The organism is Streptomyces sp. NBC_00435 (assembly GCF_036014235.1).
Taxonomy (GTDB): domain Bacteria; phylum Actinomycetota; class Actinomycetes; order Streptomycetales; family Streptomycetaceae; genus Streptomyces.
In genome coordinates this window covers 3,449,450-3,469,422 of the sequence record NZ_CP107924.1, presented here as the reverse complement: position 1 = coordinate 3,469,422, position 19,973 = coordinate 3,449,450, and the positions used below count along the sequence as shown (strand labels likewise).

Annotated in this window: 20 protein-coding genes and 1 tRNA gene; 11 read left to right on the top strand and 10 right to left on the bottom strand. The window is 70.9% G+C overall.

Going from position 1 to position 19,973, the window contains the following annotated elements; all coding sequences use genetic code 11:
* Positions 1-1,431, top strand: a complete 1,431-nt coding sequence (locus tag OG389_RS15800) for a NarK family nitrate/nitrite MFS transporter (protein WP_328299121.1) — start codon at positions 1-3, stop codon at positions 1,429-1,431.
* 37 nt (positions 1,432-1,468) lie between these two features.
* The gene (locus OG389_RS15795; protein WP_328299120.1) at positions 1,469-1,702 is read left to right on the top strand and encodes a hypothetical protein; all 234 of its coding nucleotides are present in this window, start codon (positions 1,469-1,471) and stop codon (positions 1,700-1,702) included.
* A 13-nt stretch (positions 1,703-1,715) separates the two neighbouring features.
* On the opposite strand, the gene mscL is transcribed toward OG389_RS15795, so the two are convergent.
* The 7 genes from mscL to OG389_RS15760 all read right to left on the bottom strand — a co-directional run bounded on the left by mscL (position 1,716) and on the right by OG389_RS15760 (position 8,360).
* Positions 1,716-2,219 (bottom strand): large conductance mechanosensitive channel protein MscL, encoded by a 504-nt coding sequence (gene mscL / locus OG389_RS15790; RefSeq protein ID WP_328299119.1) that lies wholly within the window; start codon positions 2,217-2,219, stop codon positions 1,716-1,718.
* A gap of 120 nt (positions 2,220-2,339) precedes the next feature.
* Positions 2,340-2,768, bottom strand: a complete 429-nt coding sequence (locus OG389_RS15785) for a hypothetical protein (RefSeq protein ID WP_328299118.1) — start codon at positions 2,766-2,768, stop codon at positions 2,340-2,342.
* Positions 2,769-3,114: 346 nt separating this feature from the next.
* Entirely contained in the window at positions 3,115-3,672 is a 558-nt protein-coding gene (locus tag OG389_RS15780; RefSeq protein ID WP_328299117.1) for a carboxymuconolactone decarboxylase family protein, read from the bottom strand.
* A 159-nt stretch (positions 3,673-3,831) separates the two neighbouring features.
* On the bottom strand, positions 3,832-4,665 hold the full coding sequence (locus tag OG389_RS15775) for an S-methyl-5'-thioadenosine phosphorylase (RefSeq protein ID WP_328299116.1): 834 nt from the start codon (positions 4,663-4,665) through the stop codon (positions 3,832-3,834).
* 90 nt (positions 4,666-4,755) lie between these two features.
* Positions 4,756-5,064, bottom strand: coding sequence for an FmdB family zinc ribbon protein (locus OG389_RS15770; protein ID WP_328299115.1), 309 nt, complete (start codon positions 5,062-5,064; stop codon positions 4,756-4,758).
* 67 nt (positions 5,065-5,131) lie between these two features.
* Positions 5,132-6,463, bottom strand: a complete 1,332-nt coding sequence (locus OG389_RS15765; RefSeq protein WP_328299114.1) for an MFS transporter — start codon at positions 6,461-6,463, stop codon at positions 5,132-5,134.
* A gap of 388 nt (positions 6,464-6,851) precedes the next feature.
* The gene (locus OG389_RS15760; RefSeq protein ID WP_443059433.1) at positions 6,852-8,360 is read right to left on the bottom strand and encodes a potassium/proton antiporter; all 1,509 of its coding nucleotides are present in this window, start codon (positions 8,358-8,360) and stop codon (positions 6,852-6,854) included.
* Between the two features lie 278 nt (positions 8,361-8,638).
* Here OG389_RS15760 and OG389_RS15755 point away from each other — a divergent pair, with 278 nt between their 5' ends.
* Entirely contained in the window at positions 8,639-11,485 is a 2,847-nt protein-coding gene (locus OG389_RS15755; protein WP_328299112.1) for a penicillin acylase family protein, read from the top strand.
* A gap of 28 nt (positions 11,486-11,513) precedes the next feature.
* Here OG389_RS15755 and OG389_RS15750 read toward each other — a convergent pair whose 3' ends face one another.
* Entirely contained in the window at positions 11,514-12,125 is a 612-nt protein-coding gene (locus tag OG389_RS15750; protein ID WP_328299111.1) for a 5-formyltetrahydrofolate cyclo-ligase, read from the bottom strand.
* A gap of 92 nt (positions 12,126-12,217) precedes the next feature.
* Here OG389_RS15750 and galU point away from each other — a divergent pair, with 92 nt between their 5' ends.
* From galU to OG389_RS15715, 7 genes are all read left to right on the top strand, one after another.
* On the top strand, positions 12,218-13,120 hold the full coding sequence (gene galU, locus OG389_RS15745) for a UTP--glucose-1-phosphate uridylyltransferase GalU (protein ID WP_328299110.1): 903 nt from the start codon (positions 12,218-12,220) through the stop codon (positions 13,118-13,120).
* Between the two features lie 4 nt (positions 13,121-13,124).
* Entirely contained in the window at positions 13,125-14,468 is a 1,344-nt protein-coding gene (gene glp / locus OG389_RS15740; protein WP_328299109.1) for a molybdotransferase-like divisome protein Glp, read from the top strand.
* 73 nt (positions 14,469-14,541) lie between these two features.
* Positions 14,542-15,045 carry a cyclic pyranopterin monophosphate synthase MoaC gene (gene moaC / locus OG389_RS15735; protein WP_328299108.1) on the top strand — a complete coding sequence of 168 codons (504 nt, stop codon included), beginning with the start codon at positions 14,542-14,544 and terminating at the stop codon, positions 15,043-15,045.
* Between the two features lie 119 nt (positions 15,046-15,164).
* Positions 15,165-15,665: a MogA/MoaB family molybdenum cofactor biosynthesis protein gene (locus tag OG389_RS15730; RefSeq protein ID WP_328303823.1), complete on the top strand. Its 501-nt coding sequence runs from the start codon at positions 15,165-15,167 to the stop codon at positions 15,663-15,665.
* 17 nt (positions 15,666-15,682) lie between these two features.
* A complete protein-coding gene (locus tag OG389_RS15725; protein WP_328299107.1) occupies positions 15,683-16,297 on the top strand; it encodes a GNAT family N-acetyltransferase in 615 nt (204 codons plus the stop codon).
* 160 nt (positions 16,298-16,457) lie between these two features.
* Positions 16,458-17,471, top strand: coding sequence for a divisome protein SepX/GlpR (gene sepX, locus OG389_RS15720; protein ID WP_328299106.1), 1,014 nt, complete (start codon positions 16,458-16,460; stop codon positions 17,469-17,471).
* 77 nt (positions 17,472-17,548) lie between these two features.
* Positions 17,549-17,622 (top strand) — tRNA-Ala (locus OG389_RS15715).
* 170 nt (positions 17,623-17,792) lie between these two features.
* On the opposite strand, the gene OG389_RS15710 is transcribed toward OG389_RS15715, so the two are convergent.
* Positions 17,793-18,296, bottom strand: a complete 504-nt coding sequence (locus OG389_RS15710; protein ID WP_328299105.1) for a GNAT family N-acetyltransferase — start codon at positions 18,294-18,296, stop codon at positions 17,793-17,795.
* 38 nt (positions 18,297-18,334) lie between these two features.
* Between OG389_RS15710 and OG389_RS15705 the strand changes: the two genes are divergently transcribed.
* Positions 18,335-19,138, top strand: coding sequence for an exodeoxyribonuclease III (locus OG389_RS15705; protein WP_328299104.1), 804 nt, complete (start codon positions 18,335-18,337; stop codon positions 19,136-19,138).
* Here OG389_RS15705 and OG389_RS15700 read toward each other — a convergent pair.
* Complete coding sequence (locus OG389_RS15700) at positions 19,120-19,851, bottom strand: MerR family transcriptional regulator (RefSeq protein ID WP_328299103.1); 732 nt, start codon at positions 19,849-19,851, stop codon at positions 19,120-19,122. The two genes, OG389_RS15705 and OG389_RS15700, sit on opposite strands and share 19 nt — an antisense overlap.
* Positions 19,852-19,973 lie beyond the last annotated feature (122 nt).

Here is a 19,973-nt window from a genome sequence, read left to right as displayed (position 1 = left end):
ATGTCGATACCCACGCCCACCCCGCCCGTGGCGCGACGCTCGCACCGAGCGGAGAGCTACAAGCCAGGGGCCACCATCGCCGACTGGCGGCCCGAGGACGATGGTTTCTGGCGGTCCACCGGCCACCGGGTCGCCCAGCGCAACCTCTGGGTCTCGATCCCCGCCCTGATGCTCGGCTTCGTGGTCTGGCAGGTCTGGTCGGTGACCGTGGTCAAGCTCAACGACGTCGGCTTCGGCTTCTCGAAGTCGCAGCTGTTCTGGCTGACAGCCATTCCCGGCGTCACCGGCGGCACCTTCCGGATCCTGTACACCTTCATCGGGCCGATGTTCGGTGAGCGGAAGTTCACCGCCTTCAGCACGATCATCCTGGTGGCGCCGATGCTGTGGCTGGGCTTCGCGCTCCAGGACTCCGGCACCCCCTATTGGGAGCTGGCGCTGATCGCGGCCGTCTGCGGTATCGGCGGCGCCAACTTCGCCTCCTCGATGGCGAACATCGGCTTCTTCTTCCCCAAGCGGGAGAAGGGCAGCGCCAACGGTCTCAACGGCGGCCTCGGCAACCTCGGCGTGAGCGTGGTCCAGCTGGTCGCCCCGCTGGTGGTCACCGCCGCCGTCCTGGGCGCCCCGGCGGGCGGACCCCAGCACGACGGGAAGAAGAACACCGACATCTGGCTGCAGAACGGCGCCTTCCTGTGGGTGCCGCTGCTGGTCATCATGGCGCTGGCCGCCTGGTTCCTGATGAACGACCTCAAGGTGGCCGCGGCCCCCTTCAGCCAGCAGAAGATCATCTTCAAACGCAAGCACAACTGGCTGATGACCTGGCTGTACGTCGGCACCTTCGGGTCCTTCATCGGCTTCGCCGCCGGCCTGCCCCTGCTGATCAAGAACAACTTCGAGGCACAGGGCTACCAGGCCACCACCTACGCCTGGATCGGCCCGTTCATCGGGGCGCTCACGCGCTGGGGCGGCGGCTGGCTCTCGGACAAGATCGGCGGGGCCAGAGTCACCATCCTGTCCTTCATCGGCATGGCGGCGTCCCTGGTCGTGGTGATCTTCGCGCTGCCGTCCGGGGGCCAGCAGGGTGACTTCTGGCCCTTCTACATCGGCTTCCTGGTGGCCTTCGCCTTCTCCGGCCTGGGCAACGGCTCGACCTTCCGGCAGATCCCGGTGATCTTCCGCGACCAGCACATGAAGGAAGCCGCGGGCAAGGGACCCGAGGCACAGGCCGCCGCGCTGAAGCAGTCGGAGATGGAGTCGGGAGCCGTCACCGGTTTCTCCTCGGCCATCGCCGCCTACGGCTTCTTCTTCATCCCCGCGATGTTCGCGGCGATGGCCGTCACCAACGCACTGTGGATCTTCATCGGCTTCTATGCCACGTGCCTGGTGGTGTGCTGGTGGTTCTACGCCCGCAAGGGTGCCGAGGCTCCCAGCTGAGCGGGGCCGGTGGCGGGGGCGGCCGTACCCTGGAGGCATGAGCGACGCCCCCGCCACCGACCCGCAGCATCCCCGGGACCCAGAGCCCGTGAAGCCGACCCCGACCCCGACTCCGGCTCCGAAGCCGAAGCCGCGGCTGGTCTTCGACGACCCCCTGGACCAGCAGTCCTCGGACGACACGGACCGGGGCTGGGGCGAACGGCCCCCCGCCGGCGGAAGCGCGGCGGACCTGGCACGCTTCCTCGACGAGAAGCCGCCGCACCACGTCTGAGCCGCCGGAACGGTCAGTAGCCGCCGCGCGACCCCGGCGCCATGCCGCCCCCGCCGTTCGCGCCCCGCTGGGCGACCAGGGCGTCCCGGATCTCCTTGAGGACCTCCAGCTCGGTGATCTCCATGGTCTCCTGTACGCCTTCCTTGGCCTTGCGGCGCGCCTCCTGCCGGGCGAGGTACTTCGACATCGGCAGCACCATGAGGAAGTACACGACCGCGGCGGTGATCAGGAAGGTCAGCGCGGAGTTGAGCACCGAGCCCCAAAGGAGCTCCACGCCCGTCGCCTTGCCGTCCGGGCCGACCCCGCAGGGATCCTTGATGCAACTCCTGTAGGCGTCCAGACTCTGCGTGCCGACGAGGCCGATCACCGGGCTGATCAGGCCCTTCACGACCGAGTTCACGATGTTCGTGAACGCGGCGCCGATGACCACGGCCACCGCCAGGTCGACCACGTTGCCGCGCATCAGGAAGGCCTTGAAGCCTGCCAGCACGCTCACCTTCTTCTTCTCGCTCACCACTGAGCCCTTCTTCGTATCTGCCGAACATGGAGCCAACGGTTCCGAAAGCTACGGCAGTTTGGGCCCGGCGTGTCCAATCTACTCCCACCCCTAGGTGACTTGACTGCGCGCTTGTGCGATTCAACACAGCGTCACTGCCAGTTGGGATACGGTGCCAGCCCCCACGAGAGTCCGCGCGGTTTCCCGGGGCACGGACAGGACCACCAGTGCCCCGTCGTCCCCAACGCCCTTCTCAGGATTGGGTACTTCGGCGACCCGGGCCCCCGCCGCCACCACCCGCGGTGGCCCGCCGCGCTCAGCCGCGACCACGTCCACACGGTCGCCGGGCCGCAGCAGACGCACCGTCGCCGCGTCCGCGATGCGCACCGGCGCCGAGACCATCCGTACCGCCGCCGGGGGCGGCTTCGGCTCGGGCGGCGCGGAACCCCGCGAGGCCTCGGCCTCGGCGCCGCCCACCATCAGAGCGGCCGCCACCACGGCCAGCCCGGCCGCGGCGCTGCGCCGCCGACGCCGCACGGCCCTGCGCAGCCGGTCTCCGGCCCGCCCCACGCGAAGCGGGGGGAAGGAGGGAACGGGGCGCGCGGGGGTGTGGACGTGGGACGGCGGCGAGGACGGTGATAGTGGCGGTGATAGGGGCGGGGAGAGGGACGGAGAAGCAGAAGGAGAAGGAGAAGGGGAAGGGACGCGGGGCTTCGCGGTCATGACGGCACCACCTGACGGAGTGAGATCCGGTGCCCGGACCCGACGCCCGGACACCCCTCACGATCCACCGCCCCGCCGGATCCCGCCGGACCCTGTGGACGATCCCCAGCCTGTGGACAGTCCCGTCACCCGTGGGAGTCGGACACCGACCGTGATCCGCCGCAGCGCGGCCACACGCCCGCCAAGTCGGGGCTCAGCGCCTGGCGGGGACCTCGCAGGACTCCTTGAAACCCTGGCTGGTCAGCCCGAAGGCGCTGTTGACGCGCGAGCGCAGGTTCTCCAGCGCGACCATGGCGGTGAGTTCGACGAAGCCTGCCTCCCCGAGCCGGGCGATCAGCCCGGCGGCGAGTTCGTCCGTGACGGTCGGCGCGGTCTCGGTCATGGCCTCGGCGTACTCCATGACGAGCAGCTCCAGCTCGGTGAACGCCTCCGGCGTATCGCGCCACACCGGCACCTTCCCGGCCTTCTCGGCGTCCAGCCCTTTCTCCTGGCCCTCCCAGTAGCCGAAGTCCATGCACCACGAACAGTTGATGCGGGCGGCGGCGGCCATGACGGCGAGCTGCTTCAGACCCGCGTCGAGGGCGCTCCACTTCGCCACCCGCTGTTCGAGGCGGACGTAGGTGAACAGCACGCGCGCGTTGTGCCCGTACGCCAGGCCCGGTTCGAGGACCTTGCCGTAGGTGCGGTGCGAGTACCAGGCGCCGAAGCGGTTGAGAAGGGTGCGGGGCGGGGTGAGCGAGATGCGGGCCATGGCCGGTGCCTCCCGGGCTGGGGCCGGGCGCTCGTCGCCCGGGCTTCACCAGCTGAGACCGGACAGCCCGGGGAAATGTGACACCGCCCCGGCGCCGCCCCGCGGGCCGCCCCGGCGCCGTCCCGCGCGCCTCCTCCGCCACCCACCCCCGCACCGCCCCTACGGCAGCTCGATGCCCAGGTCCCAGCCGTCGTGGGCATGGGTGCAGAGGCAGGCGCGGGATTCGGTCGGGGGCAGGGCCGCCACGGCGTCGAAGAGGACCTCGCGCAGGCGTCCGACGTTCTCGCCGAAGACCTTCAGCACCTCCGTGTGGGACACGCCCTCACCGGTCTCGGCGCCCGCGTCCAGGTCCGTGACCAGCGCCATCGAGGTGTAGCAGAGCCCCAGCTCGCGCGCGAGGACCGCCTCGGGGTGGCCCGTCATGCCGACCACCGACCAGCCGGCCGCCGCGTGCCACCGCGACTCGGCGCGCGTGGAGAAGCGCGGGCCCTCGATGACGACCATGGTGCCGCCGTCCACGGGCTCCCAGTCCCGGCCGCGCGCGGCGGCCAGGGCGACCGACCGGCCCACCGGGCAGTACGGATCGGCGAAGGTGGTGTGCACGACGTTCGGGACCGAGCCGTCCGGGAGGGGCTCGCCGTCGAAGAAGGTCTGGGCGCGGGACTTCGTACGGTCGACCAGCTGGTCGGGGACGAGCAGCGTGCCCGGGCCGTACTCGGGGCGCAGGCCGCCGACCGCGCACGGGCCCAGCACCTGGCGGACGCCGACCGAGCGCAGCGCCCACAGATTGGCCCGGTAGTTGATCCTGTGCGGGGGCACGGTGTGGCTGCGGCCGTGCCGGGGCAGGAACGCCACCGTCCGGCCCGCGAGCTCGCCCAGGTAGAGGGAGTCGCTGGGGGGCCCGTAGGGAGTCTCGACCTGGATCTCGGAGACGTCCTCCAGGAAGGAGTAGAAGCCCGATCCGCCGATGACACCGATCTCTGCATTCGCCATGCGTCCCACCCTAACGGGGCATGCCGAAGGCCCCGCTGTCCGTGAGGACGGGCAGGGCCCCGGGTGGATCGGATGCGGCTTTGGAGCGGGTCAGGCGGCCGAGGAGCTCGACGACGACGAGGAGGTCGAGGTCGAGGACGACGACGAAGCCGACGACGACGCGGCCGGGGTGGCGGCGGGCGTCGACGCGGGCTTCGAGGCAGGGGTGCTGCTCGACGAAGCGCCGCGGCTGTCGTTCCGGTAGAAACCGGATCCCTTGAAGACGATGCCGACCGCGGAGAACACCTTCTTCAGGCGTCCGTCACAGCTCGGGCACACGGTCAGCGCGTCATCGGTGAACTTCTGCACGGCCTCAAGGCCCTCACCGCACTCGGTGCACTGGTACTGGTAGGTCGGCACGAATTTCCTCCTGGCACTCTCACTCAATGAGTGCTAACGACGCTCCATGGTGACGTATTCCGGCGGATCAGTCCACCGTCACCGGCACGCGGTGACCGAGACCACGCTCGTTCACACCCCCGGCGGGTGCCGCGGACGTGGCCGGAGCGGCCGGCCTGGACGAGCTGACGATCCGGCTCGGGGCCTTCGGAGCCAGCTTCGCACGCAGCGCCAGCAGGATGGTCAGCGCGAGCGCGGTGGCCACCAGCGGCACGAGGAAGCCGTACGAGGACCCGTGGGAGTCCGTCAGGCGGCCGGCCAGGGTCACGGCGCCGGCCTGCCCGAAGGCGACCGCTCCGGTGAGCCAGGTGAAGGCCTCGGTGCGCGAGGCGGCCGGGACCAGCTGCTCGATCATGGTGTAGCCGGTGATCAGCGCCGGGGCGATGCACAGACCGACGACCAGGCCGAGCGCGCCGAGCAGGATCATCGAGTCCGCGGCCCACAGGACCGAGGCGGCCGCGGTGAGACCGATGTAGCCGAGGAGCAGGCGGCGGCGCGGGCCGATCTTCCAAGCGATGGCACCGCAGGCGATGCCGGCGATCATGTTGCCCGCGGCGAAGACGCCGTAGAGCAGACCGTTGGCGCCGGGGTTGCCGATCTCCTCGGAGAAGGCGGCCAGCGAGACCTGCATGCCGCCGAAGACGGCGCCGATGCCGATGAAGGCGACGATCAGGACGCGCAGGCCGTGGAACGACAGGGCCGGAGCGTGCTTCTCACCGTGCGCCGGGCGGGCGACGAGCCCCGGCTGCGTGGCGCGCTGCGCGGCGAAGAGCAGGCCGCCGATCAGGGTCAGCGCGGCTTCGGTGACCAGACCGGCCGCCGGGTTGATGCCGGTGCACAGCGCGGTGGCGAGCACCGGGCCGACGACGAAGGTGAACTCGTCGGTGACGGACTCGAACGCGGCGGCCGTGGGCAGCAGCGGGGAGCCCTCGAGCTTGGCCGCCCAGCGGGACCGGACCATGGGTCCGACCTGCGGGACGGATGCACCGGCGGGGACGGCCGCCAGTGCGAGCGCCCAGACGGGCGCGCCCAGCAGCGCGAACGCCACCAGGGAGCTGACGGCGGTGGCGTGCGTGAGGGCCACCGGGACCAGCACGGCGCTCTGGCCGTGGCGGTCGATGAGCTTGCCCATGACCGGGGCGAACACGGCCATGGAGACACCGGTGAAGGCGGCGACGATGCCGGCGCTGCCGTAGGAACCGGTGGTGTGCTGGACGAGCAGCAGGATGCTGATGGTCAGCATGCCGAAGGGGAGTCGCGCGGCGAATCCCGGGAGAACGAAGCCGAGGGCGCCGGGCGTGCGCAGGAGCTGCCCGTAGCCGGGGCGAGTGGACTTGTCGGTCGTGACCGCGGATGTCACGGCCTTGCCTTTCCACTGCCTGGTAGAACTCCCCGTCTGCGGACGATGCGCCGCCTTGTGAGCAGTCGCACCCGTACATGTGGGAGCCCCGAGAGCTGTCCTCTTGCGCAAAACCGAGTGATACCTGGGCACCCACTGCGGGAGGGAGCCACGGCCGCTTTGCGGTCGCGCCAGCTCTGCGTCAGGCAGAGTTGGTTCGATGTGTTGTTCCTTTATCGTACAGGCAGATCGCCCGATACACCCTGTGAATTGGGCTACAGGGCGCGTCTTCACCTGCGATTAACTGGAACTTCGCATTCAGGTACCACCCAAACCCGGGTGAATACGGGCATAGGGCCTCGAAAATGTTGAATTAGAGCGCCGCTCTAACCTCGCCCGGCCAGTCGCTCTAACCCTTCGGCTCCGCGCCGCCCGTGCCGAGCCACCCCGCCAGCTTGCCGCCCCGGGCCACCGCCCGCAGCCGCGCCTCGGCGGCGTCGCGCACCGGGTCCGTGGCCACCACCAGCAGCTCGTCCCCGCGCCGCAGCACGGTCGACGGCGCCGGTACGAAGCTCTTCGCGTCCCGCACGACCAGCGTGACGGACGCCCCCGGCGGCAGCCGCAGCTCGCTCACCTCGACGCCGTGCATCCGCGAGGCGGGCGGGATCGCGAAGGACAGCAGGTGTCCGCGCAGCTTCTCCAGCGGCGCCGACTCGATCCCCAGGTCGGCCGCGGCCTCGTCGTTGTCGCGGAGCTTGAGCTTGCGCGCGAGCCAGGGCAGGGTCGGGCCCTGCACCAGGGTGTAGACGACGACCAGGACGAAGACGATGTTGAAGACCCGCTCGCTGCCCTCGATCCCGGACACCATCGGAATGGTCGCCAGGATGATGGGCACGGCGCCGCGCAGGCCGGCCCAGGACATGAGGGCCTGCTCCTGCCAGGGCAGCCGGAACGGCAGCAGTGAGACGAAGACCTCCAGCGGCCGCGCCACCATCGTCAGCACCAGCCCGATGATGACGGCCGGCCAGAAGTCGTGCACCAGCTCGTGCGGGGTCACCAGCAGGCCGAGCAGGACGAACATGCCGATCTGGGCGATCCAGCCGAGCCCGTCCGCGAATCCCCGGGTGGCGGGCCAGTGGGGGAGCTTGGCGTTACCGAGCACCATCGCCGCCAGGTACACGGCCAGGAAGCCGGAGCCGTGCGCCATCGCGCCGGCCGCGTACGCGGTGATGGCGATGGCCATCACGGCGATCGGGTAGAGGCCCGAGGCGGGCAGGGCCACGTGCCGCAGCCCGTACGAGCCCAGGAAGCCCACCGCCAGTCCGATGGCGGCGCCGATCGTCAGCTCCAGGGCGATCTTGCCTATGAGGACGTACCACTCGTCGACCGGCCCCACCGTCGCGAAGGCCACCACCAGGATGACCACGGGTGCGTCGTTGAAGCCGGACTCGGCCTCCAGTACGCCCGTCACCCGGGAAGGGAGCGGGACCTTGCGCAGCACGGAGAACACGGCCGCCGCGTCGGTCGAGGAGACGACCGCGCCGATCAGCAGGGCCTGGCGCCATTCGAGGCCGACCAGGTAGTGCGCTCCGGCGGCGGTCACGCCCACGCTGACGGCGACGCCGACCAGCGACAGCACGATCGCGGCCGGCAGGGCCGGCCTGATCTCTTTCCACTTGGTGCCCAGACCGCCCTCGGCGAGGATCACCACGAGCGCGGCGTAGCCGATGACCTGCGTCAGCTCGGCGTTGTCGAAGACGACGTTGCCGATGCCGTCCTGGCCTATCGCGATGCCTATGCCGAGGTAGATGAGCAGGCTGGGGAGGCCGCTGCGTGAAGAGACGCGCACCGCCGCCACGGCGACGAGCAGCACGAGCGAGCAGACCAGCAGGAGCTCATTGAGCGTGTGGACAGTCAGCGGGCGGCCCTTTCCTCGACGTGCCTGGCAATGACGGAACGACCCTCGTCGGACTGACGGATCGTTCCGGCAGCGGGCACGGACGGCAAGTACTTCGTTACCTTACCTAATCTTTGACGCGCCCTTTACTCGATAGCCACATTGTGAAACGCCTGCGGGGCTCTGTCCTCATGACCTGCTCGTCACGAGCTCGACCCCTGGCGGATCAACGAACCCGGTCCTGCGCCTATGGTTGCTCCCAGCACTCCCAGGACCACCCTGCCCCTCTAAGGACAGCGATGCCCGCCAACGAAACCGCCCCTTCCGTCAAGAAGAAGGGACGACGCGCCCGTCTGATCGTGCTCGTCCTGGTGCTGGCGCTCTTCGCTGGCCTCGGGTACGGGGCGTACTGGAGCCTGGACAGCGTGCGGGGATCCTTCCCGCAGACCACGGGCTCCCTGAAGGTCCCCGGCCTCTCGGCGCCCGTGGACGTCAAGCGCGATGCCAACGGCATCCCCCAGCTGTACGCCGACACCGACGAGGACCTCTTCCGCGCTCAGGGCTTCGTGCACGCGCAGGATCGGTTCTGGGAGATGGACGTACGCCGCCACATGACCTCCGGGCGGCTCTCCGAGATGTTCGGGGCCGGCCAGGTCGAGACCGACGCGTTCCTGCGCACGCTCGGCTGGCGCCAGGTCGCCCAGCAGGAGTACGACACCAAGCTGTCGCCGGACACGAAGAAGTACCTGCAGGCCTACGCCGACGGGGTCAACGCGTACCTGAAGGGGAAGTCCGGCAAGGACCTCTCCGTCGAGCACGCCGCCCTCAAGCTCAGCGACGACTACCGGCCCGAGCAGTGGACCCCGGTCGACTCGGTGGCCTGGCTCAAGGCGATGGCCTGGGACCTGCGCGGCAACATGCAGGACGAGATCGACCGCGCGCTGATGACGGGCAAGCTCTCCCAGACGCAGATCGACGACCTCTACCCGCCGTACCCCTTCGACCGGAACAGGCCGATCGTCGACGGCGGCTCCGTCAAGGGCGGCAAGTACAACCCCGCCGCCGGTCCCGGCTCCGGCAGCAGCGTGGGATCCGGCGGCCAGGGCGGCACCACCGGCTCCCAGGCCTCCGCGCGGACCGGCGGCGCGGCCGATGCGCAGACCGGGCTGGCGGGCAACGCCACCGCCCAGGGCGCGACCGTGGGCCTGCGCACGCACCTCAGCGCGCTCGCGAACACCCTCGACCAGATTCCCGCGATCCTCGGTCCCGCCGGCAGCGGCATCGGCTCGAACTCCTGGGTCGTCTCGGGCCAGTACACGACCACCGGCAAGCCGCTGCTCGCGAACGACCCGCACCTCTCCCCGCAGCTGCCCTCGGTCTGGTATCAGATGGGCCTGCACTGCCGGGCGGCCTCGGCCGCCTGCCAGTACGACGTGGCCGGCTTCACCTTCTCCGGCATGCCGGGCGTGGTCATCGGCCACAACGCCGACATCGCCTGGGGCATGACCAACCTCGGCGCCGACGTCACCGACCTCTACCTGGAGCAGGTCAAGCCCGAGGGCTACGTCTACGACGGCAAAACGGTCCCCTTCACCACCCGCGAAGAGGTCATCAAGATCGTCGGCGGCGGTGAGAAGAAGATCACGGTCCGGAGCACCAACAACGGCCCGCTGATCTCCGACCGCAGCGACGAGATCACCACCGTCGGAACCCGCGCCCCCGTCGCCAGCTCCGCGCCCGACCGCGGCAACGGCTACGGAGTCGCCCTGCGCTGGACCGCTCTGGACCCCGGCAAGTCGATGGACGCCGTCTTCAAGCTCGACCGGGCCAAGAACTTCAGCGAGTTCCGCGCCGCGGCCCGCGACTTCGAGGTCCCCTCGCAGAACCTGATCTACGCCGACAACAAGGGCCCGAACGGCAACATCGGCTACCAGGCCCCGGGCCGCATCCCGATCCGCACCACCGGCGACGGCCGCATGCCGGCCCCCGGCTGGGACTCGAAGTACGCCTGGAAGGGCGGCAAGGACGGCACCGCGGGATACGTCCCGCAGGACGAGATGCCGTACGAGCTCAACCCGTCCCGCGGCTTCATCGTGACCGCGAACCAGGCCGTGACCGAGAGCGGCACCGGCAAGTACCCGTACCTGCTGACCACCGACTGGGGCTACGGCGCCCGCAGCCAGCGGATCAACGACCTCATCGAGGCGAAGATCAAGGACAGCGGGAAGATCTCCACCGACGACATGCGCACCATGCAGATGGACAACAGCAGCGAGATCGCCGCGCTGCTGACCCCCATGCTGGCCAAGATCGAGGTCTCGGACCCGGACGTCCGCTCCGCGCAGAAGCTGCTGGAGGGCTGGAACTACACCCAGGAGCCCGACTCGGCCGCCGCCGCCTACTTCAACGCGGTCTGGCGCAACATCCTCAAGCTGGCCTTCGGCGACAAGATGCCCAAGGAGCTGCGCGTCGAGGGCAGCTGCATGAACGTCCCCGAGCAGACGACCGGACCGGCCGACGACCTCGCCAAGATGGTCCGCGAGTGCGGTACGCGCGCCTCCGACTCGGCGCAGCCGGACGGCGGCGACCGCTGGTTCGAGGTGGTCCGCCGCCTGGTCAAGGACGAGAGGTCCGCATGGTGGCAGGCGCCCGCCGCCCGCCGCGGGGAGGCGGCCACCACCACCCGCGACCAGCTCTTCGCGCGGGCCATGAAGGACGCGCGCTGGGAGCTGACCGCCAAGCTCGGCAAGGACCAGTCGACCTGGAGCTGGGGCCGGCTGCACCAGCTGATGCTGAAGAACCAGACGATCGGCACCGAGGGCCCGGGCTACCTGCAGTGGCTCCTCAACCGGGGCCCGTGGAACCTGGGCGGCGGCGAGGCCACCGTCAACGCGACCGGGTGGAACGCCTCCAGCGGGTACGGGGTCACCTGGGTGCCGTCGATGCGGATGGTCGTCAACCTCAACGACCTCGACAAGTCCCGCTGGATCAACCTGACGGGCGCCTCGGGGCACGCGTACCACGACCACTACACGGACCAGACGACGATGTGGGCCAAGGGTGAACTGTTGGACTGGCCCTTCGGCAAGGACGCCGTGGACAAGGCCACGGTCGACACCCTGACCCTCAAGCCGGACGGTTCATGAGCACGGACGGTTCATGAGCACGGACGGTTCATGAACTGAAGCGCACCACCCCCGACGGGGTGGCCACCGCCCGCACGGGGTGGTCGTGCGGCTCCTCCGGGACCCGCGCGACCACCTCGTCGTCGTAGAGGAGCACGACCAGCGCGGGATGCGCCCCGGCACGCTCCAGCCGCTCCAGCACCCGGTCGTACGAGCCGCCGCCCCGGCCGAGCCGCATCCCGCGCCGGTCCACCGCGAGTCCGGGCAGCAGTACGGCGTCGGCGCCGCTCACCGCGTCCGGGCCGAGGCGCGGACCGGCAGGCTCCAGGAGCCGCATCTTCCCCGGGTGAGCCACCCCGGCCAGGCTGCCCGGGCCCTCGTACGCCGCCCAGTCGAGGTCGTTGTCGGGCAGCAGGACGGGCAGCAGCACGTCCTTTCCGGCGGCCCGCAGCGCGTCGAGCAGTTCCCGGGTGCCGGGCTCGGAGCCGATGGAGACGTAGGCCGCGACCGTCCGCGCCCCGGCCAGCTCGGGCAGTGCGAGAGCGGAGCGGGACAGTGCGCGGGCCGCCGTACGCAGGGCGTCGTCGGACAAGGCGCGGCGGGCGGCGAGAAGTTCTCGGCGCAGGGCCGTTTTGGCCCGTGAGGGCTGGTTCTCTGCCACGGCTGGCTGATATCCCTTCCTATCGGTGCAAACAGGCACATGTTCATATCGAACTCACGTGGTCCGGTCCACGAGCGACTATCGTTCGGCCCATGACTCAGTTGCACCCCGTGATCAAGAAGGCCGTTATTCCGGCCGCGGGCCTCGGCACTCGGTTCCTCCCCGCGACCAAGGCGACACCCAAGGAAATGCTCCCGGTGGTGGACAAGCCGGCCATCCAATACGTCGTCGAGGAAGCCGTATCGGCCGGTCTCGACGACATTCTCATGATCACGGGCCGTAACAAGCGCGCCCTCGAAGACCATTTCGACCGCAACTACGAGCTGGAGTCCGCGCTCATCGCCAAGGGCGACGACGACCGGCTCAAGAAGGTCCAGGAATCCAGCGACCTGGCCGCCATGCACTACGTCCGCCAGGGCGACCCCCGGGGCCTGGGCCATGCCGTCCTGTGCGCCGAGCCGCACGTCGGCGACGAGCCCTTCGCCGTCCTCCTCGGTGACGACCTCATCGACCCCCGCGACCCGCTGCTGAGCCGGATGACGGAGATCCAGCAGAGCAGCGGCGGCACCGTCGTCGCGCTGATGGAGGTCGACCCGGCCCAGGTGCACCTCTACGGCTGCGCCGCGGTCGAGGCCACCGACGACCCCGACGTGGTCCGCATCACCGGCCTCGTCGAGAAGCCGGACACCGCTGACGCCCCCAGCAATTTCGCGGTCATCGGACGGTACGTCCTCAGCCCCGCGATCTTCGGCATACTGCGGGAGACCGAGCCGGGCCGCGGTGGAGAGATCCAGCTGACCGACGCCCTGCAGAAGCTGGCCGCCGACGAGACCCTCGGCGGCCCGGTGCACGGCGTGGTCTTCCGAGGCCGCCGCTACGACACCGGGGACCGCGGGGACTACCTGCGGGCCATCGTCCGACTCGCCTGCGAGCGTGAGGACCTGGGCCCGGAGTTCCGCACCTGGCTTCACCGTTACGTCACGGAGGAGATGTAGCACCTTGAGCAAGCCCGACGCACCGCAGGACACTGACCGGCAGCGCCTCTGGTCGGTGGACGAGCACCTGGCGGACGTCCTCGCCACGGTCCGGCCGCTGGAGCCCATCGAGCTCCAACTGCTGGACGCCCAGGGCTGTGTCCTGGTCGAGGACGTCACCGTGCCCGTCGCCCTCCCGCCCTTCGACAACAGCTCGATGGACGGCTACGCCGTCCGGACCGCCGACGTCCAGGGCGCGAGCGAGGAGTTCCCCGCGGTGCTGAAGGTCATCGGGGACGTGGCGGCCGGCAGCGGTGAGCTGCCGACCGTCGGCCCCGGCCAGGCCGCCCGCATCATGACCGGCGCCCCGCTGCCCCCCGGCGCGGAAGCCGTCGTACCGGTCGAGTGGACCGACGGCGGCACCGGAGGCGGCGCCGCCTCCGGCATGACCCCCGCCAGCGAGTCGCCCGAGGGCGCCGCCGGCGAGGTACGGGTCCACCGCGCGGCCGAGGCACGTGCGCACGTGCGCTCGCGCGGCAGCGACGTACAGGCCGGGGACCTCGCGCTCGCCGCGGGCACGGTCCTCGGCCCGCCGCAGATCGCGCTGTTGGCCGCCATCGGGCGGGGCACCGTACGGGTGCGGCCGCGCCCGCGCGTCGTCGTCATGTCCACCGGCAGCGAACTGGTCCAGCCGGGCGAGGCGCTGACGGCCGGCACCATCTACGACTCCAACAGCTTCGCGCTGGCCGCCGCCGCGCGGGACGCCGGAGCCATCGCCTACCGGGTCGGAGCCGTCGCCGACGACGCCGACACCCTGCGCTCCACCATCGAGGACCAGCTCATCCGGGCCGACCTGCTGGTCACCACGGGCGGGGTCAGCGTCGGCGCGTACGACGTGGTGAAGGAAGCGCTCACGGACCTGTCCACCGGGGACGAGGGCGTGGACGGCGCGGGCATCGACTTCCGCAAGCTCGCCATGCAGCCCGGCAAGCCCCAGGGCTTCGGCACCATCGGCCCCGACCACACCCCCCTGCTGGCCCTGCCCGGCAACCCGGTGTCCTCCTACGTCTCCTTCGAGCTGTTCGTGCGCCCCGCGATCCGCGCCCTCATGGGCCTGCCGGTCTCCGAGGTCAGCCGGCCGAGCGTGCGCGCGGTGCTCGAGGCCGACAAGGCGCTCGGCTCCCCGGCGGGCCGCCGCCAGTTCCTGCGCGGCAAGTACGACGCCCGGACCGGCACGGTCAGCCCGGTCGGCGGATCGGGCTCGCACCTGATCGCCGCGCTGGCGCACGCCGACTCGCTGATGGTCGTACCGGAGGACGTCACCTCGGTGGAACCCGGGGCCGAGCTCGAAGTGATCCTGCTCGGCTGAGGCAGCGCGGATGCGGGTAGCGTGTTGCACCACACAGGCCCTTGCGGGGCCCGGACGGGAGCGGCACGCAGATATGAGTACGCAGAGCAGCGCCGGCGGCGCCGCGGGCACCAGGCTGACGCACATCGACGAGGCCGGGGCGGCCCGGATGGTCGACGTCTCGGAGAAGGACGTCACGACGCGGACGGCGCGGGCCAGCGGGCGCGTGCTCGTCTCCCCCCGGGTGATCGAACTGCTGCGGGGCGAGGGCGTGCCCAAGGGCGACGCCCTCGCCACCGCGCGGATCGCCGGGATCATGGGCGCGAAGAAGACGCCCGACCTGATTCCGCTGTGCCACCCGCTGGCCGTCTCCGGGGTGAAGGTCGACCTGAAGGTCGTGGACGACGCGGTCGAGATCCTCGCCACCGTCCGGACCACCGACCGCACGGGCGTCGAGATGGAAGCCCTGACCGCCGTCGCGGTCGCCGGGCTCACCGTCATCGACATGGTGAAGGCCGTGGACAAGGGCGCGGTCATCACCGACGTGCGGGTCGAGGAGAAGACGGGCGGCAAGTCCGGCGACTGGGCGCGTTCGTGAACGCCCCGCGCGGCGGCGAGGTCCACAGCCACAGCCACAGCCACGGGCCGCAGCCGGTTCCGGCGACGTCCGAGGCCACGAACGAGGTCCCGTCCGGGACGCCGTCAGGGGCCGCGACGCTGCGCGCGCTCGTGGTCACGGCCTCGAACCGGGCATCGCAGGGCGTGTACGCCGACAAGGGCGGACCCGTGCTCGCCGAGGGGCTGCGCGCGCTCGGCTTCGCGGTGGACGGCCCGCGGGTGGTCCCCGACGGGGATCCCGTGGAGGCGGCCCTGCGCGAGGGCGTGGCCGCCGCGTACGACGTCATCCTGACCACCGGCGGCACCGGGATCTCGCCGACCGACCGGACCCCGGACGCCACCGCCCGTGTGCTGGACTACGAGATCCCGGGCATCCCGCAGGCCATCCGCGCCGAGTCCCTGGACAAGGTGCCGACCGCGGCGCTGTCGCGGGGGCTGGCGGGTGTGGCCGGCCACACCCTGATCGTGAACCTGCCGGGCTCGACGGGCGGGGTCCGCGACGGGATCGCCGTCCTGTCCCGGGTGCTGCTCCACGCGGTCGACCAGATCCGCGGCGGCGACCACCCCCGGCCCGCGGACAGACCCGGGAGCGCGAGCTGAACGGCCCCTCATGGCCGGTGGTGCTGACCGACGGGGACGTCACGCTCCGGCCGATAAAGCTGCGGGACCAGGCCGCCTGGCGCGAGGTCAACCGCCGTAACCGCGACTGGCTCCGGCCGTGGGAGGCGACCATTCCGCCGCCCGCGCCCTGGGGGCCGGTGATCCAGCGGCCGACGTACCGCCAGATGGTCCGCCATCTGCGGGCCGAGGCGAACGCGGGCCGGATGCTGCCGTTCGTCATCGAGTACCAGGGCCGCCTGGTGGGCCAGCTGACGGTCGCCGGGATCACCTGGGGCTCCATGTGCGCCGGCCACGTCGGCTACTGGGTGGACCGCGAGGTGGCGGGCCGGGGCGTGATGCCGACGGCGGTCGCGCTGGCGGTGGACCACTGCTTCACGAAGGTCGGGCTGCACCGGATCGAGGTGTGCATCCGGCCGGAGAACGGACCGAGCCGGCGGGTCGTGGAGAAACTGGGATTCCGCGAGGAAGGGGTGCGCCCCCGCTATCTGCACATCGACGGCGCGTGGCGTGATCATCTCGTGTACGCGCTGACGGTGGAGGAGGTGCGGGAAGGGCTGCTGCGCCGCTGGCACCGGGAGCGTCATCCGCACGGTCCCGCGTCGCAGACTTAATGAGAATCGGATATTCGTTCGAATTCTTTCGCTCAATGACCGATTCGCCCATAACCTGATCCGAAGAATCACAAAAAAAGTCCGTGATATCAGCGAGATCGTGCGACACGCCGTCCCAATTGGCGGATCCGCCCGGCCGCGCCCCTCTACGGTGTGGGGTGTGAGCAGCAGCGGCCTCATCTACGCAGTCATTGTCGGGGCCTGGGCCGCCTACTTGGTGCCCATGTGGCTCCGGAGGCAGGACGAGCTGAACGAAGCCCGTCCGACGGAACGCTTCTCCACTGCCATCCGGCTGCTTTCCGGCCGGGCGGGAATGGAGCGCCGTTACGCCAAGGGGCTGCGTGAGCGCGGTGACGAGGAGGCGTGGTCCCAGCCCCCCACGGACCCGGATGCCGCGACGGAAACGGTGAATTCCGTGGACGCCGACGCCCGGGCCGTCGTCGTGCCCCCGCCGACCCGGGCGGAGCCGAGATCGGCCGCCTCCGAGCGGGCCGACCGCGCCGAGCGGGCCCGCCGCGAACAGCGCCTGGTCGTCCTGGCCCGCCGTCGGCGCACCACCGCGCTGCTCTTCCTGATCTTCACCCTCGGTGCGGTCGTCGCCGCCGTGGGCGGACTCCAGTACCTGTGGGCCCCGGCGGTCCCCGCCCTGCTGCTGAGCACGTACATCGTGCACCTGCGGGTCCAGGAGCGACGCCGCTACGAGTTCACGATGGACCGGCGGCGCGCCGAGGCCGCCGCCCGGCGCCTCCGGGAGAACCGGCCCCGGCGCCGTTCCTCGGAGGACGCCGCCGCGGCCGGTTCCGACCCGGACCCCGCGCCACCCGTCTCCCCGCAGGAGGCCGGCCGGCGCGCCCTGGTCGAGCAGACCGACCACGCCGAGTGGGTGGACCAGCAGCGCGAACGCGAACGCGGCCCCGCCCGCGGTGACAGCTGGGAGCCCGTCCCGGTCCCGCTGCCGACGTACGTGACGGCCCCGGTCGCCCCGCGCGCCACCGGTCCGGCCACCCCGGACCCCTGGAGCGCCACCCGCTCGAGCACGGCCGAGCCGACGGAACCCCGCCTGCGCGCCCAGCCGGCACCCCCGTCGCCCCGCGGCCGCGCACGCGACGCGGCCCGTACGCCCCTGTTCGACCAGTACGAGGGCGACGAGCGCCCGCGCGCCGCGAACGAGTGATCGATGACCTGCGCGGACGCTCCCGATATCGGTTTTGGAGCAGCCGCGCGGGGATGCTAATGTTTCACACGTCGCAAGGGCCTGTGGCGCAGTCTGGTAGCGCACCTCGTTCGCATCGAGGGGGTCTGGGGTTCAAATCCCCACAGGTCCACAAACGACAGTTCACGGGTTGCTCCCGGGAACGTCATGAGATCCCGTCAGGTCGAAAGACCTGGCGGGATTTCGGCGTTCGTGGGGTGTGCTCGAGGTGCTGGAACCGGCGCCGGAAACTGCCGCGCTTCCCGGGGGGTTCCGGGGCGGCGCGGCAGTGGTGTGTGCGGCTCAGGCGCCCGGGTTCAGCGGCTTGGTCATGCAGCGGCTGGAGTCGTGGAAGCGGTAGTGGCCGAACTTGGTGGCCGCCATGGTGTAACCCTCCGAAAGGTAGAGGGCGATGGCCTCCGGCTGCTGGTCGCCCGTTTCCAGGACCATGCGTACGCGGCCGGCCGCGCGGGCGTCGGCCTCCAGGGCGGCCAGGATGCGGCGGGCCAGGCCCAGGCCGCGGGCCTCGGGGATCACGTACATGCGCTTCAGCTCGGCGTCGCCGTCCGCGTATCCCTCGTCGTTCGCCTCGTGCGCGCGCCAGCCGCCGCTGGCTATCGGCGCGCCGGCGGCGTCGTAGGCGAGGAGGTAGAGGCCGCTGGGCGGGCTGAACATCGCCGGGTCGAGGAACGTGACATCGCCCTCGCCCTCGTAGCGGACCTGGTATTCGATCTGTACTTGGTCGTTGAGCTTGACCGCGTCCGGATGGTCGTACGACACGGCGCGGAGCTGGATCTCCTGAGACATCCGGACAGCCTACGGAACGCTCCGGCTATCGTGCAGGGATGCTCATCGTGACCTCCGTGAATGTGAATGGGATCCGCGCCGCCGCCAAGAAGGGGTTCTCCCCGTGGCTCGCCGGGTCGGACGCCGACGTCGTCTGCCTGCAGGAAGTGCGGGCGGAGGAGGGGCAGATTCCGGAGGAGGTGCGGGCGCCGGAGGGCTGGCACACGGTGTTCGCGCCGGCCGCCGCCAAGGGGCGGGCCGGGGTCGCGCTGTACACGCGGCGGGAACCGGAGCGGGTGCAGGTCGGATTCGGGAGCGAGGAGTTCGACGGCTCCGGGCGGTACCTGGAGATCGATCTGCCCGGTGTGACCGTGGCCAGCCTCTACCTGCCCTCCGGTGAGGCCGGGACCGAGAAGCAGGACGAGAAGTACCGGTTCATGGGCGAGTTCCTCGGCTATCTGAAGGAGCTCAGGGCGCGGGCCGCGGCGGACGGGCGCGAGGTGGTCGTCTGCGGCGACTGGAACATCTGCCACCGGGAAGCCGACCTGAAGAACTGGAAGACCAACCGGAAGAACGCCGGCTTCCTGCCCGAGGAGCGCGAGTGGCTCGGGGAGGTGTACGACGCCGCCGGTTACGTGGACGTCGTACGGAGCCTGCACCCGGACACCGAGGGGCCGTACTCCTGGTGGTCCTACCGCGGGCGGGCCTTCGACAACGACGCCGGCTGGCGGATCGATCTGCAGGTGGCGACGCCGGGGCTGGCCGCCAAGGCCGTCAAGGCGTTCGTGGAACGGGCCGAGACGCACCCCGAGCGCTGGTCCGACCACGCGCCCGTGACCGTGGCCTACGAGCTCGGGGTCTGAGTGGTCCCAGTGGGCTGAATGGAGTGAGCGGTGTGGGTGGTGTGAGTGGTGTGGGCGGACTCGGGGCCCTGACCCGGCGCCGGCGGGCGCAGGCGGTCCATGGCCATCGTGAGCTCCGCCTCGACCACGCTCTTCGCCAGCGGGCGCAGCCGCGCGACCGCGTCCTGCCCGATGTGCGTGCGGATGAGCTCCGCGAACAGGGCCGCCATCGCGTCCGCGTGCTCGCGCACCGCCCGGCCCGCCTCCAGGACGGCCGCGAGGGGTACGCCCTCGCGGACCAGCGCGGAGGAGACGTCCAGCAGCCTGCGGCTGACGTGGACGATCTCCTCGCCGTCGGTGGCGAGATAACCGAGGTCGAGCGAGGCAGCCAGGTTCTCCGGGGTGACCTCGCCCTCGAAGTAGTCGGCGAGGGCCTCGGGGGTCAGACGGACCGGTGTCTCCTCCGACCAGCCGATGCCGAGCAGCTCGCCGAGCTGGCCGACGTCGCGGCCCTTCTCGAAGGCGACGGTCAGTTCGGCGATGCCGCCGAGGGTGTGGCCGCGCTCGAGCAGGGCGGCCACGGTGCGCAGCCGGGCCAGGTGGTGCTCGTCGTACCAGGCGATGCGGCCCTCGCGGCGGGGTGGCGGCAGGAGCTTGCGCTCCCGGTAGAAGCGCAGGGTGCGTACGGGTATGCCGGCGGCCTCGGCCAGCTCCTCCGTGCGGTATTCGCGCACTGTGGTCCCCGCTCCCGTTGCTGCGTCCTGCGTTGTCCGGCACGTGCGAAGCCTAGGGCGTACTCGCGGTAACTTTCCCGGCTCGACCCCTACCCATGAGTACGGGGAGGCTCTACTCTCCC

What these genes read in the sequence shown, in the direction of transcription:
- OG389_RS15800 (WP_328299121.1), top strand. Translation starts at nt 1, where the DNA reads ATGTCGATACCCACGCCCACCCCGCCCGTGGCGCGACGCTCGCACCGA.
- OG389_RS15795 (WP_328299120.1), top strand. Translation starts at nt 1,469, where the DNA reads ATGAGCGACGCCCCCGCCACCGACCCGCAGCATCCCCGGGACCCAGAG.
- OG389_RS15780 (WP_328299117.1), bottom strand. Translation starts at nt 3,672, where the DNA reads ATGGCCCGCATCTCGCTCACCCCGCCCCGCACCCTTCTCAACCGCTTC.
- OG389_RS15775 (WP_328299116.1), bottom strand. Translation starts at nt 4,665, where the DNA reads ATGGCGAATGCAGAGATCGGTGTCATCGGCGGATCGGGCTTCTACTCC.
- OG389_RS15755 (WP_328299112.1), top strand. Translation starts at nt 8,639, where the DNA reads ATGCCCGCCAACGAAACCGCCCCTTCCGTCAAGAAGAAGGGACGACGC.
- galU (WP_328299110.1), top strand. Translation starts at nt 12,218, where the DNA reads ATGACTCAGTTGCACCCCGTGATCAAGAAGGCCGTTATTCCGGCCGCG.
- moaC (WP_328299108.1), top strand. Translation starts at nt 14,542, where the DNA reads ATGAGTACGCAGAGCAGCGCCGGCGGCGCCGCGGGCACCAGGCTGACG.
- OG389_RS15710 (WP_328299105.1), bottom strand. Translation starts at nt 18,296, where the DNA reads ATGTCTCAGGAGATCCAGCTCCGCGCCGTGTCGTACGACCATCCGGAC.
- OG389_RS15705 (WP_328299104.1), top strand. Translation starts at nt 18,335, where the DNA reads ATGCTCATCGTGACCTCCGTGAATGTGAATGGGATCCGCGCCGCCGCC.